Origin of the sequence: Siphonobacter curvatus, assembly GCF_002943425.1 — a bacterium.
Taxonomy (GTDB): Bacteria; Bacteroidota; Bacteroidia; order Cytophagales; family Spirosomataceae; genus Siphonobacter; species Siphonobacter curvatus.
Window position 1 is genome coordinate 2,344,774 of sequence record NZ_PTRA01000001.1, and the last position, 16,979, is coordinate 2,361,752.

Consider the following 16,979-nt stretch of genomic DNA (forward strand, 5'->3'; position numbering starts at 1 on the left):
GGAAATCCCTTAGTCCTCTCTGATTCCAAGTTTATCTAGCGAAGCATCAGTAACTCACGGTATTTCACCAGCGGCCATTCATCGTCGTCTACAATCAGTTCAAGCTTATCAACGTAGTAACGGATCTCGTCAAAATAACCCTTCACTTTCGTTCCGTACAGGCGAGCCTGCTCCGCACTATCCTGAATGGCATTAGCCTGTTTCCGGGCTTCGGTCATTTCATCAACCAGGATCTGAATTTTGGCCGTGTACTCGGCAATCCGTTTGATGGTTTCCACCGTCGGAGCGTAGTACTTCTCCTCGATCCCAATGTCTTTCTGGCCTTTGACGTTATCCACCAGTTGTGACTGGTACTTGAGAGCCGTAGAAAGAATATGGTTGATGGCGAGATCGCCAATCACCCGTGACTCAATCTGAATTTTCTTGATGTAATTTTCCAGTTCGATTTCGTAGCGAGCGTGTAGTTCTTTCTCCGTGAAAATATCATATTTCTCGAAGAGTTCTGCCACTTCCTTACGGGTATATACGCCCAGAGCTTCCGGGGCCGAACGAATGTTCGCCAGACCGCGACGTTCAGCTTCTTCCACCCACTCGTCAGAATAGCCGTTGCCTTCGAAAATGATTCGCTTCGAAGACTTGATGTACTTCTTAAGCACTTCGACAATGGCCAGCTCTTTCTTCAGATCCGTATCGATTAACGCATCTACGTCTTTGCGGAACTGAATCAGTTGATCGGCTACAATCGTATTCAGGATCGTCATGGCCGACGCAGAGTTCGCTGAAGAACCTACCGCCCGGAATTCGAATTTATTACCCGTAAAGGCAAAAGGCGAGGTACGGTTACGGTCGGTGTTGTCGAGCAACAGCGAAGGCACTTTGTTGATACCCAGTTTCAGGTATACGTTGTCGCCTTTTTCGAGTTTGAACTCCGTCATCGGCGGCATGTTTTCCAGCGTATCAATGACGCGGCTCATTTCTGAACCCAGGAATACCGACATGATGGCCGGAGGAGCTTCGTTCGCCCCCAAACGGTGTTCGTTACCCGCCGTAGCAATGGCAGCCCGCAGCAGATCTGCGTTATCGTGTACGGCTTTCACCACGCAGACCAGGAAGCTTACAAAACGCAGGCTTTCCTTGGGTTTCGTGCTGGGGCCGAGTACGTTGATGCCCGTGTCCGTTGCTAGTGACCAGTTGTTGTGTTTACCCGAACCGTTGATCCCCGCGAATGGTTTCTCGTGGAAGAGTACTTTAAACTTATGCCGAGCGGCCACTTTCTGCATCAAATCCATCAGCAGGGCGTTGTGATCGCAGGCCAGGTTTACTTCCTCAAACGTAGGAGCTACTTCAAACTGAGCGGGAGCTACCTCGTTGTGACGTGTACGCACGGGAATGCCCAGACGCTGAGCCTCTATTTCAAACTCTACCATAAAGGCATTTACCCGCGGAGGAATCGAGCCGAAATAGTGATCTTCCAGTTGCTGACCTTTGGCGGGAGCATGACCGAATACGGTACGACCCGACATTAATAAATCAGGACGAGCATTAAAGAGGGCTTCGTCAATCAAGAAATATTCCTGTTCGGCTCCGAGCGTAGGGATGGTCTTCTCCGTATTCCGGTCGAAGTACTCGCTCATCACCTTCGTGGCTGCTTTATCAATCAGCTCGATGGATTTCAACAGGGGCGTTTTGTAGTCCAGAGCCTCGCCCGTGTAGGCGACGAACACACTCGGAATACAAAGCGTAGAGGTACCTGCCGCATTTTCCATAATAAAGGCGGGCGACGAAGGATCCCAAGCCGTATAGCCACGAGCTTCGAAGGTACTTCGGATTCCACCGTTGGGGAATGAACTCGCGTCGGGCTCCTGCTGTACCAGAGCCGAACCTTTGAATTTCTCAATCGCCTTACCCGTTCCCGGTACAATATCAAAAAAGGCATCATGTTTCTCAGCCGTAGTACCCGTCAGGGGCTGGAACCAATGCGTATAGTGGGATGCTCCCTTCGAAACGGCCCATGACTTCATCGCAGCGGCTACTTCATCGGCCGTATCACGATCAATTTTATGTCCTTCTTTAATGGACTTCGTAATTCGCTGAAACGTGTCGGGGCTCAGCAGGGAACGCATCGCCTCTTCGTTGAAGATTAAACTACCAAAGTACTCGGTCACTTTTTCCGAGGGGACTTTGACAGGAGTTGACTGGCGGGACTGTGCCAGATCTAACGCTTTAAAACGTGCTAATGCCATAAAATGGAGATTAGTGTCGGGGTATTGAAAATAAAACGGGTTTAGTTCGGCCAGCGGCCAATGGGGTAATCAGTCGAAATGCAAAACTGCAAAAAATAACTCTTCCCTGGCCATCTTCTTGGTAAAATACAATTTTCAACTAACCTATATAGCCATATACTGATTTATCTACTAATGTAAATAATAGATTCTATTTTTTAAGTTCATCCCTTAAAATCGGCCTTAAATTGTTAAAATTCGTTCGATTTGATCACGATTACCGCTTAAAAATGAAAATTTAGTTAAAAATCAGATTTTTTCATTCTTCAACAAAAATATATAGTGATTATATAAAGATTTTGTTGCATATTTTATATAAATCGAAAGATTTTGGTATAAATATTAAGATTTAGCCAAATAATGATTTGGAAAATACGCATAAACCGGATTAGATTTGAACCATCAATTGAACGGATCGTTTCATTTTACATTTATAACAAAACCATGGCAAAAGCTAAATTGGAGTATATCTGGCTCGACGGTTACAAGCCCATGCAAAGCCTCCGCAGCAAAACGAAAATCGTTGACGACTTTTCGGGTAACTTGGAAGAACTCGACATGTGGTCTTTTGACGGTAGTTCTACCGAGCAAGCTCCAGGTCGCTCTTCTGATTGCTTATTGAAGCCGGTATTTGTTTGCAAAGACCCTGCTCGTTTGGGTGGCAATGGCTGGTTGGTGATGTGTGAAGTACTGAACGCAAACGGTACAGCTCACGAGTCAAACGGTCGTGCTACTATTGACGACGATGACAACGATTTCTGGTTCGGTTTTGAGCAGGAGTACTTCCTGTGGGATCCTGCTACCAACAAACCTCTGGGCTTCCCCGCGGGTGGTTACCCCGGTCCTCAGGGTCCTTACTATTGCAGCGTAGGTGCTGGTAAGGCTGTAGGTCGCGATATCGTAGAAGAACACCTCGAACTTTGCCTCCAAGCTGGTTTGAACGTAGAAGGTATCAACGCTGAAGTAGCGATGGGTCAGTGGGAATTCCAAGTATTCGCCAAAGGTGCCAAACAGGCTGGTGATGAAACCTGGATCGCTCGTTACCTGCTCGAACGCGTTGGCGAAAAATATAATGTAGCTATTAACTGGCACTGCAAACCCCTGGGAACGCTCGATTGGAACGGTTCAGGTATGCACGCCAACTTCTCGAACACGGTACTGCGTACGTCAGGTAGCAAAGAAGCTTACGAAACGATCCTCGAAGCCTTCCGCCCTGTTGTGAAAGAGCACGTTGCCGTATACGGTCCTGATAACCACCTCCGTTTGACGGGCAAGCACGAAACGGCTGCCATCAACAAATTCTCCTGGGGTATCTCCGATCGTGGTTCATCCATCCGTGTCCCCATCGCTACGGTAGAACGTGGCTGGAAAGGCTGGCTGGAAGATCGTCGTCCGAACTCGGCTGCCGATCCTTACAAAGTAGCTGCTCGTATCATCAAAACGGTGAAGAGTGCTGAAGTGGAATAACATTTCCCCCAAATAGATTTTGCCCCCGATCTGTATCGGGGGCTTTTTTTTTAGCTCTAACTGAACAAATTAGGTAATTTTGCAACTTATAGGAAAGTTACGTTTCCGTAGGGGGTTTTAGTTCAGGAATGTTTCGAACAAATGTGTGGTAAAAACACCGGTTCGTATCTCCTGTAGCTCCCCAGTTCATCCCTTTATTCTTCCGCGTAGGAAGAGGTCACCATGAAAAAAGTAGCATTTTATACCCTAGGCTGTAAGTTAAACTTTTCCGAAACGTCGACAATTGCCCGAAGTTTCGAAGAAAAGGGTTATCAACGCGTAGAGTTCAATCAGAATCCCGACATTTTCATTATCAATACCTGTTCCGTTACGGAAAACGCCGATAAGAAGTGCAAGAAGATTGTGCGGGAAGCCCAGCGGATCAATCCGGATGGATACGTGGCGATTCTGGGCTGTTACGCTCAGTTGAAACCCCAGGAAATTGCCACCATTCCCGGAGTGGATGCCGTATTAGGAGCGGCGGAAAAATTCCGATTGATGGAACTGATCGATGATTTTCGCAAGGAACCTACCGGAACGGCCCGAGTATATAATTCGAATATTGAAGAAGTACTGGATTACCACGCCAGCTATAGCCTCAACGACCGGACGCGTACCTTTTTGAAGGTACAGGACGGTTGTGATTACCCCTGCTCCTATTGTACCATTCCCCTGGCCCGTGGAGCAAGCCGCAGTGATACGATTGCAAATGTGGTGAAAGCCGCCCGCGAAATTGCTGAACGCGGCGTGAAGGAAATTGTACTGACGGGGGTGAACATCGGCGACTTCGGGATCCAAAACGGCATTCGTCACGAACGTTTTGCGGACCTGGTTAAAGCCCTGGACGCCGTAGAAGGTATTGAACGATTCCGTATTTCGTCCATCGAGCCGAATTTACTCACGGACGAGATTCTCGAATTCATTAGTACGTCCCAGCGTTTTGTACCGCATTTCCACGTACCCCTGCAATCAGGTAGTAATAAGGTATTGGGATTGATGAAACGCCGGTACAAACGCGAACTCTATGCCGACCGGGTTGCGAAAATCAAGGAACTCATGCCGCACGCCTGCATTGGCGTGGATGTGATCGTGGGGCACCCGGGAGAAACGCCGGAGCTTTTTCTGGAAACGTACCAGTTTTTGCAGGAATTACCCATCTCGTACCTGCACGTGTTTACGTATTCGGAGCGGGCCTCTACTCACGCTCTGGACATTAAGCCCATCGTTCCTTCACAACAACGGGCCGAACGGTCAAAAATGCTGCACATTCTATCCGAGAAAAAACGGCGGGCTTTTTACGAAAGCCAGTTGGGCCGCGTATCCGACGTTTTATTCGAGGAAGAAATCGAAAACGGACAAATGCAGGGCTGGACGGAAAACTACGTTCGCATCACGGCCCAGTATGATCCCTTGCTGATCAACGAAATCAAAACCGTACAACTGACCACCATCGCTGAAAACGGATTAGTACAAGTAAGCGAACCGGAGCTGATGACCGTACATAACTAGTAATCAATCGTTGGTACTGAAAATAATAAAAGGGAGTCCCGCAATGCAGGACTCCCTTCCTTATTCTATGCAACAAAACCACCGGCAAACCGGTGGATTTGTTGGGGTTGAGGCTTAGGCCTCCATTAAAAATTCATCGTGTTGACTTACGTCCAGACCTACTTTTTCGTCGTCATCATTCACACGCAGGGGCAGGATTTTGTCCGTCAGCCACAGTAATGCATAGGAAAGCGTGAAGGCGAAGATCGATACCAATACCAGGGCAATCATGTGGGCTTTGAAGGTGTCAAATGCTCCATAAGCCAGACCATCTACAGCAACCGCAGAGTTTACTTTGCTGCTAGCGAAGATACCCGTCATGATCAAACCAACCATACCACCGATACCGTGGCAAGGGAATACGTCGAGCGTATCATCCAGAGAACCTTTAGCTTTCAGATGAGCGAAGTAGTTGGAAGTAATACCCGCTACCGTACCAATGAACAGAGCAACGGGAATCGTTACGAAACCAGCGGCGGGCGTAATAGCGACCAGACCTACCACGGCACCGATACAGAAGCCGAGTGAAGACACTTTTTTACCTTTTGCTGCATCAAACAGTACCCAGGCCAGACCAGCCGTAGCGGCTGCAAAGTTAGTCGTAGCGAAAGCAGATACGGCCAAAGGCGTAGCTCCTACCGCTGAACCCGCGTTGAAGCCAAACCAGCCAAACCACAGCAGAGCCGTACCTAACAGTACGAAAGGAATGTTCGCGGGAGGCAGGAAGTTCGCTTCCATGTGTGACTTCCGGCGTTTCAGGTACATAGCACCAGCCAAAGCAGCCCAACCAGCCGACATGTGTACGACGGTACCACCAGCGAAATCCAGTACGCCGAGTTTAAAGAGGAAACCTTCGGGATGCCAAGTCATGTGAGCCAGTGGGCTGTATACGAAAATGCTGAACAAAATCATAAACAGTACGTAGCTACGGAAGTTGATCCGCTCGGCCATAGAACCCGTTACAAGAGCGGGCGTAATCACGGCAAACTTCAGTTGGAAAAGAGCGAAGAGAGCCAGTGGGATGGTCGGAGCCAGTGACCAGGGCTTACTTTCGAGTACACCATTCCACATGAAGTAGGTCATGGGGTTACCGACAAAACCGTAATCACCAATTTTAATTGAATCACCGAAGGCCAGACTAAAGCCAATCACAACCCACAGTACGGAAATCACACCCATACCAATGAAACTCTGGAACATGGTGGAAATCACGTTTTTCGCGTTCACCATTCCGCCGTAGAAGTACGCCAGACCAGGAGTCATGAGCAGTACAAAAGCTGAAGCGACAATCATCCAGGCCATATCACCCGAATTAAGCCCTTCCGTGTTAATTTGAGCTGGGAGACTGGGCATGAAAACCCCCAACAAACTGACCGCAGTCAGGATAAGCAATGGAACGTACGATGGTTTTTGCATAGAAGATTAGGATTTACTGATACGAAATGAGGAATTGTGTATGAAAAGGATCAAATGGTTAGAATTTAACAATGGCGTGTAAACCAAAGGTAGACTGGCTGTTTTTGGTATAATTTCCGTCGCTATCCTCGAACTTCTGTACCGATCCAGCTAGCTTAGGATAGGCATCGAGGCGGAACTCAGGTTTAATGATCAAGTGACCATCGGCCAGGGTAAAGTTTCCGGTTACCGTAAAGGAATTTACCGAAGTACCATTACCTGCAGCATCCCTCACGGCCCGGTCGCCTTCCTTGTTATCAAAGTATTCGTAGCGAACACCTAGGCCAAAGACTTCAGAAAAGGCGTAATTACTGTAGATAGCAGCACCACCCCACTTATTGGTCTGCGAACGGGTCGTATTGTTATCGGTAATTTCTACTTTGTTCGTACCGTAAGCCGCATTCAGACCCAGGTAAAATTTGTCGCTAATCTGGTAGGTAGAAGTTAAATCAAATAAAGAATAGTAATAACCTTTGGGTGTTTTTCCAGTTGCCGTTTGCTCATTGCTACCCATCCAGTTTACGTAAACGTTCCAGTTCGTTGCCGGAGAGAAGAAGAATTGAGAAATGATTCCCTTCGCTTTATTATTATCGTTGAGGTTATCAATGTTATTTACTACCCCCGCCATCAAGTACGCCCGATCGCTAAAGGAATACTGAGCTTTGGCTCCAATGTGGTAGAAAGGACCATTATTGAAGAGATTCGAAAGCGAGTAGTTAAAGTTGACCGGAGCATCGATGACTTCGTACCCAATGTGCGTACCAAACTGACCAGCCGTCACCGAAAATTTACTGGAGAATTTATAGGTTAAATAAGCTTGTTTGATCGCTAATGATGTAGAAGTAACACTATTACCCAATGGACCAAGCACATTACCATAGTTACCAAGATCGGCATTGGGTCCAAACGTCAGATCGGCTACGGCATCAATCTTATCATTCGTGTAGGCGACTTTGGTTTGAATCAAACCCAACGAAAACTGTCCCGATTTCTGATCGAAAGCCCGGGCATTACCCGGCGTCATTACCGACGGCACATCAGAGCTAGGGCCGGATGTACCTAAGTTACTACGGGAGGCGGGGTTATTAAAGTTGAACATGTAATAAGTGTCCAGATAGCCCGAAAACGTAATTTTTCCTTCTTCTTTCTTCTCTTTTTTCTCCTGCTCTTCGGTGGGTTTCTTTTCGTCAGTGGGTTGCGTTGAGCTAGGTTGGGTTTTGGCTTTCGGCTTATCCGTGTAATCCGGATAAACTTCAGCAAATACAGGATTTAAGCAAAACAAAGAAAAAACTGAAATTACGGCCTTTTTCATTATATAATTCTGTTTACATGTTAGGTAAAGAATGGTTTTAAAACGATTCAAATATTCATTCAAAATCCATAACACGCAAGTTTTAGGTTCAAATATAAAGCATTTACAGAATAAAATTTGAATATTCTTTAATTTTTAATATTAAAAATTATTAGCTTACTATATATAAATCAAATAGTATGTAAACATATTATTTTGATTGCAAGTCAATTTGCAAAATATTTTAAAAATTGACCTATGTTAGAATCTCCCCGGATAGTGCAAAAAAAAGAACGACCAGATAGTCGTTCTTTTTTCAATATTCTGGACCTATACAGCGAAGGGCTGTAATAAGCCAAGGCTTAGGCCCATTAAAAAAACCGTCTCCTGAGAAGACGGTTTTTTACTACTACTTGTATGCTTGTCTATTCGTTATGCAGCCATGATTTTTTGGCCATAAGCGTATCTTCATCCTCTTCATTATCGGGATCAGGCACGCAACAATCTACCGGGCATACCGCTGCACACTGGGGCTCTTCGTGGAAGCCGATGCACTCTGTACACTTATCCGTAACGATATAGTAAAATTCTTCAGAAAAGGGAGTCTGAGTTTCTTTCGCACTCATCACGGTCCCGTCGCCTAATTCGACGTCCACCAAAGCAGTACCTCCCGCAAACGTCCACGAAACCCCACCTTCGTAAATAGCGGTATTGGGGCATTCGGGTTCGCAGGCACCACAATTGATGCACTCGTCGGTAATCATGATGGCCATGTCAGTCGCGTTTAGTAATTTCGTAGCCTATTAATCCAATCGGGTTACAAATGTAACTAAATAAAGTTCGGGTCTCAAAAAAAACTCGACAAACCGACTCGGTTATCACTTATTGAAGATAAAATATGCAATTATCGGATCGAATACAGGCGTTTGTCCAACTGGGAAATTGGCTTAGCAGCGAGAGTGGCAAACAGGAACAGCAGGAATGGGCCGAAATCGCGTATCGTAAAAATGGCTGGTTTATTCCGGAACTGGTTGTGAAGAGTTTACAGGAATTAGCTCAGCACTTTCTCACGCTCGATCATCTGACTGCCTGGGCGGATCGTTACCCTGCCTTAGCCCAGGAGCGTACCCCTCGTAAAATTGGATTGATTCTGGCGGGGAATATTCCCGCCGTTGGTTTTCATGATATTCTCTGTGTACTCATTGCCGGACATCATGCGTACGTGAAGCCCAGTTCACAGGATGAAATTCTGATCCGGGCCTTACTGAAAAAACTGGTAGAATTTGAACCACGGTTGGCCAATTACCTGACGTATACAGAATTGATGAAAGAAATCGACGCCATTATCGCGACGGGTTCTGACAATTCCGCCCGGCACTTCCATTACTACTTTGCCCATAAACCGCACCTGATTCGGAAAAACCGTACGTCCGTAGCGGTGCTTTCGGGTAACGAAACGTCCGAAGAACTACTGGGTTTGGGCCGTGACATTCTGACGTATTACGGACTCGGCTGCCGGAATGTTTCGAAAGTATACGTGCCGAACGAATACGATTTCACCCCCTTCTTTGAGGCAATTGCCTCCCTGGAAACCGTCAGCAACAACCATAAGTACGTTCATAATTACGACTACAATCGTTCTATTTACCTGGTGAACCGTGTGCCCTTCCTCGATAATGGCTTTTTGTCCGTTACCGCAAGTGATACATTGGTCTCTCCTATTTCGGTATTGTTTTACGAACGCTATGGTACCGTTGCCGAGGTCGAGGCCAAACTTGCGGAGCAATCGGAGAAGATTCAGTGCGTGGTCGGTACTACGATTCCAGCTAGTATTCCCTTCGGTCAAACCCAATCGCCCGCACTTTGGGATTACGCCGACGGCGTGGATACGCTTCAGTTTTTGATTGAGCTGTCCTAGCCTACTCAATCATTACTTCCATCCAGTTCGACGCTTCCGAAAACGTTCTGTTTTCGGAAGCGTTTTTTTATAAGTTGGTTCGCACTCGGAACGCCAGTCCTTTATACTGCCCATTTTGAAATGTGCCCAGCACTTCCGCTCCGAATACCTTCAGAATGCCCCCAAACCCGTAACCAATTTCTACATGATTGACCTCTTTGGTATGGAGGAAATGGACCTGTAGGCTTTCCTTGATTCCGTATAATCGCAAAGGCGTAATTTGCGTGAGTAGAAACTTCCGGAACTCGTATAGCCCATGAGCCTCCAGGTAGCGGTGGGCCGTACTGAATCGGTAAAAGGGCAGGTTACGGAAGTTGTTGAGGCCCGGATTCTGGAAGATGATCTCATTTCCGTTGAAATGGCGATAATCGGTAAAGTACAGCGGTTTCTCCAGAAACGTACCCGCCTGGACGGCGTATGAGAATGAATTTCGCAGAATGCTAAGCTCATCCCGTATTCCCAGTTCGATCTGATTAAACGATTGGCCGCCCGTCCAACCGTGTCGGTACGCTCCGGTAAGCTCGGGCGAGCGGTTGGAAAGTGTATACCGTCGTCCATTCATAATGGCTGCTTTGGCCAGAGGTCGGTACGAAAAGTCCATCGTTAGTACAGTGGCCTGATGACGAGGAAAAGCCGTTTGGTTAGCCAACGCTCTATTTTCGGGATCGTTGGAAGTAAAGGCAACATCCGGCCGGTCTACCCAGCCTCGGGTAACGTTATTCGTCAGGGCATTTCGCTCCTGCCAACTCAGCCCCGCCGATACGGAGAGCCGGTTCCCCAATTTCTGCGTTCCGGCTAGCGTTAGGTACGACTTTTCGTAAAGCTTCATGTAATTACGTTCCTGAAAAAGCGTATAAAAGGTATTCAGGGATTCTGGGATGGGGTCCGCCGGATTGAACTGAAACACATTGCGGCCTCCACTGAGTCGTACCGATGTATTTTCAACGGTGTACCCTAGGGAAAGTCCCCCGTTGAGTCGATGCCGGGCAAACGAATACCGTCCCGCCAGCGAGGCATTCCAGCTTTTAACTTTCGAGAGCCGTTCCACGTAACTGAGTCTGGTTTTCAGTACGTATCCTTCCACGGCATTGAAAAATTCACTTTTGGTCAGATCAAACACGGGCGATTCAAAGGTTAGTACTCGTGGATACCATTCCAGCTCCTTTCGTTGCCCATACCGATACGTATGGCCGGTCAGTAACTGCATGAATTTAAACTTGGGCAGATTTCGAATGGAATCTTTCCGAATTTTTACTTCGTTAGCTTTGTACAGGCTATCCGCTCGCTGGTAGCCCTGCGTTTCCAGGTTCGTCAACGGCACTTGCCGCTCCCCTTCCCAGAAGGTCGAGGGTCGTTTGCGGGCCAGGGTATCAATTTCGAACGACCAGTTTCGCGTGACGGTGACGTCTTCTCCGGACTTTTTCCGCTCCTTCCGGTCTTCTTTTTCCAGTTGATTCACCATTTTTCGCAACTGCTTACGAGTCGCCTGCGTGGGTGCAGGTGTGTTGGCTTTACGCAGGGTTGCCGCTATTTCCTTATCGATTTTCTCATCGACTACTTCCGGAATCTGGTGATACTTGGGATTTAGCTTGACCTGATAATTTCGAACAGACGTAATATAGCGGGTTTCGCCTTTTGCTCCCAGAATATTGATTTTGGCGGTCGTCTCCAGTTGTACGGGCATCCAGACGCCTTCGAAAGGTGAGAATAATTGCCGGATGCCGTACTGCGTTCCGGTTTCGTCCTGAAAGCTAAAGTCCAGACTATGAATACTCCAGCTACCTTCAATGAGATTCAGCGTACCATCTAATACGTTGAGGCCTTTGCTGCGGGGTGTTACTTTGATTTTGTTGACGATCAATCCCCGATCATTGAAGAAGCCCAAATATTCGAAGCGGTACAGTCCAAACGATTTCGGCGACAAAGGAGAGACGATTTCACCCAGCATCGGATTATAAAAACTCAGGCGGGCAAAATTGATGGCGGGATTGCTACCCGGTGGTAGATTCGAGCGGATGGATACTACTTTTTCGGTCACCTGATTGGGCTGGCGAAAGTTCAGGTCGTTTATTGATTCCAGAATATACGTGGTCCCTACCTGCAAGTTGGCTTTCTTGAGGGCATCCTCAAATAGAAAAGGAACTTTCTCAATACGGAAATTTCCTTTCACGTACGTCCGGGCCGACCAGGTATCCACTTCCAACTGATGAAAACGGGCCGTAGCAATGGCCTTCCGCATGATCGTATAAGCCGGATCTTCCTTGCTCTTCCCGATTCGTACTTCGGCTAGCTTTATTGCGATTTCCTGCAAGGACACATTCAGCGTCTGCCAGTCGGCGGAGACTTCTACGTTTCGGGTTTCGGTCTGGTGATTGAGGTATTGAAACTGTAGTTCGTAGGAACCCGGTTTAAGGGCAATTTCGTACTTACCTTCTCCATTCGACATGGTTCCCGTCGAAGTACCTTTTACCTGAATGGAAGCATAGGGAAGTATTTCGCCACTTTTACTGGTAATCGTTCCCCGGATACCCTGAGTCCAGGCATGATTGAAAAAAAAGCAGGTAAGAATAAGCAGGAGAAGTTTTTTCACCGGAAAACGGTTTAATGGTCTTTCTTCATTATGCAAAAAACAACGAAAGGGTTGCATGGACTCGCATTCAGGCAGGTACAAAATCCTGAGAGAGATGAAAATGCATTTCCTTACTATCCGCTCCTAACGTCAGCCCTCGCTTCTTACGTTTGACAATCAAAAGTTACTGATTTTCAATAGATTTCAAAACTATGTAATCATCAATTACTGCAATCCTAATAAAAATAAACGTTACTAAAACGTTATTAAAACTAAATTTACTAGATAAATGCAATTGCTATTCCTCAGAATTGATCGTTGAAAGCCCATTGTAAAAAGGCTGGCATTATGGCTCCCCACGTTTCCGGATTATGCTGTCCGCCCTCTACTTGCAGATAAGTAAAATCCGTTTCCCGTATATATCCCTTCCTTTCCAGTTCATACATCAGATCATACGTATCGTCAATGGCGTCGATGATACCATTGTTATTTCGATCGTCCTTTTCATCATCGGTACCCGCTTCAAACCAGAATTTCAGAGCGGGTTTACCAATTGTGTTTCGGATCTGAACGTGCATGATGCGGTCATTGGCATCATCATAGCCTTCGTCATACGCCCGACTTCGCCACCAGAGTGCTCCCGAGAAAACGCCCACCTTTGAGAATACGTCCGCATGATTCCAGCACACATCCAGAGCTGAAAGTCCACCCAGTGAGAAGCCCGCATACACCCGGCTTTGTAGCTCTTTATTTACGCGAAAGTGCTTTTCAACATACGGCACCAGTTCATGGAGTACAAATTGGGTATGAGCCTCTGCCCGATCACCCCTCCCCTTGTAGTCGGGCTGGTGAGCGGTTCCGTATTCCGAGAGCCGTCGTTCATTCGCGTGAATCCCTACGACCAGCAGACCGGGCACTTGATTTTTCTGGTATAACTTTTCTAGGGTTTCCTGAAGCCGCAACCGTTCAAAATCCTGCCCGTCATTGAGGTACAGAGTGGCGTACAACTGGGTAGACGATTCATAACCCGGGGGGAGCAAAAACGTCAGGGAAACCAATCGCTCCAGCGAATGAGAATTGAGCGTTACTGAATGACTTGTAATCGTAAATGGATCCAAAGGCATAGGATTAAATTCGGCCAACCTGCTTTTCCGCTGGAAATCGGTGTGCGGCAGGTAAAAATGGGTAAGTTACGCCTAATTTTAAAACTGAACAAGCACAGTAAACCAAATTAAATTTTACACAAACTTAATTTACCTAATTATAGAAGCAAAACAAGCTTAAAAAACCATTAATTATTTGGATTCTTTAAAAATCGAAATAATCTTGTAGGCTCTAACTTCATCAACTAGTGAACGAACAGTACATTAAGTATTACTCGCATTCTCTACACCGGGATATTGAGTTATTGGTGTTTGGACATTGGGGCTATCCGGTTTTAGTTTTTCCAACCAGCCAGCACCGTTACTATGAAGCGAAGGATGTACAATTGGTAGAGTCCGCCCGCTCGCTCATTGAAGCCGGTAAAATCAAGTTATACTGCGTCGATACCATTGATTCGGACTCCTGGTACGCCCGGCATTTACATCCATCAGCCCGGATCTATCAGGCTAGTTTGTACGACCGTTTTCTGAACGAAGAACTGATTCCCTGGATGCAACACGAAAACCATACGCCTACCGTCGCCGTGAGTGGATCCAGTTTCGGTGGTTTTCATGCGGCCAACGTGGCGTTTCGCCATCCCGAGAAAGTGTCGCATCTATTTACGATGGGAGCCGCTTTTGACATTCGAAATTTCATGGACGGCTATTACGATGACAACGTATATTTCAATAATCCACCCGATTATCTGCCTCATTCCCATGACGCAAACCTGTGGCGGATGCAGATTATTTTGGGTACCTGTATCTCCGATTTTTGCCGGCCTTCTACCGAGCATCTTTCGCAAATTCTGAGTACCAAACAAATTCCACACTGGCTCGACGTGCGTTGGCATGGTACCCACGACTGGCCCATCTGGCGGGAAATGTTTCCCGAATACCTCGCAAAAATTTAAACCCTTTAGCATCCGTACTAACGGACCCCAACCACTCCCTTTTCTTATGAAAAAAATCGGTATTCTCCACGGTATGGAAAACACCTTCCCGGCGGCTTTTGTGGAACGAGTTAATCTGATCGCCCCCGAAGGAATTAGGGCTGAGCCCGTCAGCGTTGGGAAAGTAGTACAGGGTGAAGCCAGTGAGTATGCCGTGATCATTGATCGGATTTCACAGGATGTCCCATTTTATCGTTCGTATCTAAAAAATGTGGCTCTCACGGGTACTATTGTTATCAATAACCCTTTCTGGTGGAGTGCGGACGAGAAGTTCTTCAATAATGCTCTAGCTACCAAAATTGGCGTTCCGGTGCCGAATACGGTATTGCTGCCCTCGAAAGCACGGCCCGATGATACGCAGGAAACCTCATTTCGAAATCTGGCCATGATGCCCTGGGAGGAGATTTACCAGTACATCGGATTTCCGGCCTTTATGAAACCTCACGCGGGCGGTGGCTGGAAAAATGTCTATAAAGTAGATAATCCGGACCAACTCTTCCAGGCCTATGATGAAACGGGTCAGTTGGTCATGCTTCTGCAGGAAGCCATTGATTTCGAATCGTACTATCGTTGCTACTGCATTGGCGGCAAGCACGTCCGGATTATGCCCTACGAGCCCCGTAACCCCCATCACCTCCGCTACGCCGCGGATTTTCCGGAAAACCCGGCGTTGATGAAAACGATGGAAGACTACGTCCTACGTCTCAACCGGGCATTGGGTTACGACTTCAATACGGTCGAATTTGCCGTGCGGAATGGTGTACCTATTGCCATCGACTTCTGCAATCCAGCTCCCGATGCCGATGTATATTCGGTAGGAGAAACCAACTTTGAGTGGGTGGTCGAAACGGCCGCAGCCTATGCCATCGAACGGGCACTCACTTATGAAGAAGGCAAACTCAATTTAACCTGGGGCGATTTCACCAAAGCCGGCGTAACGAATCAACCGCTGACGAGTTTTTAAGCCGAGTTTGTGGAGTTTGATCGAGTTTAAAGTTCAAGTTAGATTTAAAGTTTGAGGCACGTTTGATTGTTTGAAACTGCCTGTGTATGAATCTTTTCAAACCTTAAATGTTCATCAAACTATTTCAAACTTTAACTCCTCAATCCCACTCAAACTTATCCCAGTCCACCTCTGTATCATTCCAATTCCTCAGCCCTTATGCCCGTATTTACCCTTGGCATTGAAGAAGAGTTTCAAACCATAGATCCCGAAACCCGCGAACTTCGCTCCCACATGAGCAAGATCGTGGATGGTGGAAAAATTATCCTGCAGGAACGGGTTAAGGCAGAAATGCACCAGGCCGTTGTGGAAGTAGGTACCAACATCTGTACCAACATCCAGGAAGCCCGCGAGGAAGTCACGTACTTACGCCGGGAAATCATGGAGCTAGCTGACAAGCAGAATCTGCGGATTGCGGCGGCGGGTACGCACCCCTTTTCTGATTGGGTAGATCAGCTCATTACGCCCAACCCCCGGTACGACCAGCTTATCAGCGAAATGCGGGATGTCGCCCGTTCCAACCTCATTTTTGGCCTGCACGTGCACGTCGGCATACCGAGCCGCAACGAAGGACTGGAAATCATGAATGCCGTCCGGTATTTTCTTCCGCACGTCTATGCCTTAAGTACCAACTCGCCCTTCTGGTGTGGACGTGACACGGGCTTCAAAAGCTACCGTTCCAAGGTATTTGACAAGTTCCCGCGTACGGGTATTCCCGAGTTTTTCAATACCGCCAACGAATACGACGAGTACATCAACTTACTGGTCAAAACCAATTGCATCGACGACGGTAAGAAAATCTGGTGGGACATTCGCCTGCATCCGCATTTCGATACGGTTGAGTTTCGCATCTGTGACATTCCCATGCGGGTGGATGAAACCATTTGTTTAGCGGCACTCATGCAGGCTCTGGTGGTGAAAATTTACAAATTGATGCGGCAGAATCTGAACTTCCGGCTTTACCGCAAGGCTCTTATTAGTGAAAACAAATGGCGGGCTGCCCGGTACGGAATTTCGGGAAAACTGATTGATTTCGGCCGTCAGGAAGAGGTACCTTACGAAACGCTCGCTCAGGAATTAATGGAGTTTGTAGACGACGTACTCGATGAACTCGGCAGTCGCAAAGAGGTGGAATATATCAATACGATTTTGAAGATGGGTACGGGAGCCGACCGACAGTTGGCCGTCTGGGAACGGACGCAAGACCTCAAAAGTGTAGTGGATTACATCGTCGAAGAAACCCGCCACGGGATTCGATAAAAGGCTGTGTTTT

At 47.2% G+C, this 16,979-nt stretch carries 12 protein-coding genes; 6 read left to right on the top strand and 6 right to left on the bottom strand.

Annotated elements, in window-relative coordinates; all coding sequences use genetic code 11:
- Nucleotides 1–35: 35 nt before the first annotated feature.
- Nucleotides 36–2,243, bottom strand: coding sequence for a glutamine synthetase III family protein (locus tag C5O19_RS09775; RefSeq protein ID WP_104711714.1), 2,208 nt, complete (start codon nucleotides 2,241–2,243; stop codon nucleotides 36–38).
- Nucleotides 2,244–2,726: 483 nt separating this feature from the next.
- Here C5O19_RS09775 and C5O19_RS09780 point away from each other — a divergent pair, with 483 nt between their 5' ends.
- Both C5O19_RS09780 and mtaB read left to right on the top strand, forming a co-directional pair.
- Nucleotides 2,727–3,749, top strand: coding sequence for a glutamine synthetase beta-grasp domain-containing protein (locus tag C5O19_RS09780; RefSeq protein WP_094809027.1), 1,023 nt, complete (start codon nucleotides 2,727–2,729; stop codon nucleotides 3,747–3,749).
- A 222-nt stretch (nucleotides 3,750–3,971) separates the two neighbouring features.
- A complete protein-coding gene (gene mtaB / locus C5O19_RS09785) occupies nucleotides 3,972–5,297 on the top strand; it encodes a tRNA (N(6)-L-threonylcarbamoyladenosine(37)-C(2))-methylthiotransferase MtaB (protein WP_104711715.1) in 1,326 nt (441 codons plus the stop codon).
- Between the two features lie 114 nt (nucleotides 5,298–5,411).
- Here the strand turns inward: mtaB and C5O19_RS09790 are convergent, their stop codons facing one another.
- The 3 genes from C5O19_RS09790 to C5O19_RS09800 all read right to left on the bottom strand — a co-directional run bounded on the left by C5O19_RS09790 (nucleotide 5,412) and on the right by C5O19_RS09800 (nucleotide 8,855).
- A complete protein-coding gene (locus tag C5O19_RS09790; protein WP_104711717.1) occupies nucleotides 5,412–6,752 on the bottom strand; it encodes an ammonium transporter in 1,341 nt (446 codons plus the stop codon).
- 58 nt (nucleotides 6,753–6,810) lie between these two features.
- Nucleotides 6,811–8,103, bottom strand: a complete 1,293-nt coding sequence (locus C5O19_RS09795; RefSeq protein ID WP_104711720.1) for a porin — start codon at nucleotides 8,101–8,103, stop codon at nucleotides 6,811–6,813.
- Between the two features lie 404 nt (nucleotides 8,104–8,507).
- Nucleotides 8,508–8,855: a 4Fe-4S binding protein gene (locus C5O19_RS09800; RefSeq protein ID WP_104711722.1), complete on the bottom strand. Its 348-nt coding sequence runs from the start codon at nucleotides 8,853–8,855 to the stop codon at nucleotides 8,508–8,510.
- Between the two features lie 125 nt (nucleotides 8,856–8,980).
- On the opposite strand from C5O19_RS09800, the gene C5O19_RS09805 reads away from it, so the two are divergent.
- Complete coding sequence (locus C5O19_RS09805; protein WP_104711724.1) at nucleotides 8,981–10,000, top strand: acyl-CoA reductase; 1,020 nt, start codon at nucleotides 8,981–8,983, stop codon at nucleotides 9,998–10,000.
- Nucleotides 10,001–10,067: 67 nt separating this feature from the next.
- Here C5O19_RS09805 and C5O19_RS09810 read toward each other — a convergent pair whose 3' ends face one another.
- Entirely contained in the window at nucleotides 10,068–12,629 is a 2,562-nt protein-coding gene (locus C5O19_RS09810; protein ID WP_165795992.1) for a DUF5686 and carboxypeptidase regulatory-like domain-containing protein, read from the bottom strand.
- Nucleotides 12,630–12,913: 284 nt separating this feature from the next.
- Nucleotides 12,914–13,732 (bottom strand): alpha/beta hydrolase, encoded by an 819-nt coding sequence (locus C5O19_RS09815; RefSeq protein WP_104711728.1) that lies wholly within the window; start codon nucleotides 13,730–13,732, stop codon nucleotides 12,914–12,916.
- A gap of 227 nt (nucleotides 13,733–13,959) precedes the next feature.
- Here C5O19_RS09815 and C5O19_RS09820 point away from each other — a divergent pair, with 227 nt between their 5' ends.
- The 3 genes from C5O19_RS09820 to C5O19_RS09830 all read left to right on the top strand — a co-directional run bounded on the left by C5O19_RS09820 (nucleotide 13,960) and on the right by C5O19_RS09830 (nucleotide 16,966).
- Nucleotides 13,960–14,664: an esterase family protein gene (locus C5O19_RS09820; RefSeq protein ID WP_104711730.1), complete on the top strand. Its 705-nt coding sequence runs from the start codon at nucleotides 13,960–13,962 to the stop codon at nucleotides 14,662–14,664.
- A 46-nt stretch (nucleotides 14,665–14,710) separates the two neighbouring features.
- On the top strand, nucleotides 14,711–15,667 hold the full coding sequence (locus tag C5O19_RS09825; protein ID WP_104711732.1) for an ATP-grasp domain-containing protein: 957 nt from the start codon (nucleotides 14,711–14,713) through the stop codon (nucleotides 15,665–15,667).
- A gap of 198 nt (nucleotides 15,668–15,865) precedes the next feature.
- Nucleotides 15,866–16,966 (top strand): carboxylate-amine ligase, encoded by a 1,101-nt coding sequence (locus tag C5O19_RS09830; protein ID WP_094809058.1) that lies wholly within the window; start codon nucleotides 15,866–15,868, stop codon nucleotides 16,964–16,966.
- Nucleotides 16,967–16,979: the final 13 nt, after the last annotated feature.

Bases quoted from the DNA above. Each gene is read 5' to 3' on its own strand.
- C5O19_RS09775 (WP_104711714.1), bottom strand. From the start codon at position 2,243: ATGGCATTAGCACGTTTTAAAGCGTTAGATCTGGCACAGTCCCGCCAG.
- C5O19_RS09780 (WP_094809027.1), top strand. From the start codon at position 2,727: ATGGCAAAAGCTAAATTGGAGTATATCTGGCTCGACGGTTACAAGCCC.
- mtaB (WP_104711715.1), top strand. From the start codon at position 3,972: ATGAAAAAAGTAGCATTTTATACCCTAGGCTGTAAGTTAAACTTTTCC.
- C5O19_RS09790 (WP_104711717.1), bottom strand. From the start codon at position 6,752: ATGCAAAAACCATCGTACGTTCCATTGCTTATCCTGACTGCGGTCAGT.
- C5O19_RS09795 (WP_104711720.1), bottom strand. From the start codon at position 8,103: ATGAAAAAGGCCGTAATTTCAGTTTTTTCTTTGTTTTGCTTAAATCCT.
- C5O19_RS09800 (WP_104711722.1), bottom strand. From the start codon at position 8,855: ATGGCCATCATGATTACCGACGAGTGCATCAATTGTGGTGCCTGCGAA.
- C5O19_RS09805 (WP_104711724.1), top strand. From the start codon at position 8,981: ATGCAATTATCGGATCGAATACAGGCGTTTGTCCAACTGGGAAATTGG.
- C5O19_RS09815 (WP_104711728.1), bottom strand. From the start codon at position 13,732: ATGCCTTTGGATCCATTTACGATTACAAGTCATTCAGTAACGCTCAAT.
- C5O19_RS09825 (WP_104711732.1), top strand. From the start codon at position 14,711: ATGAAAAAAATCGGTATTCTCCACGGTATGGAAAACACCTTCCCGGCG.
- C5O19_RS09830 (WP_094809058.1), top strand. From the start codon at position 15,866: ATGCCCGTATTTACCCTTGGCATTGAAGAAGAGTTTCAAACCATAGAT.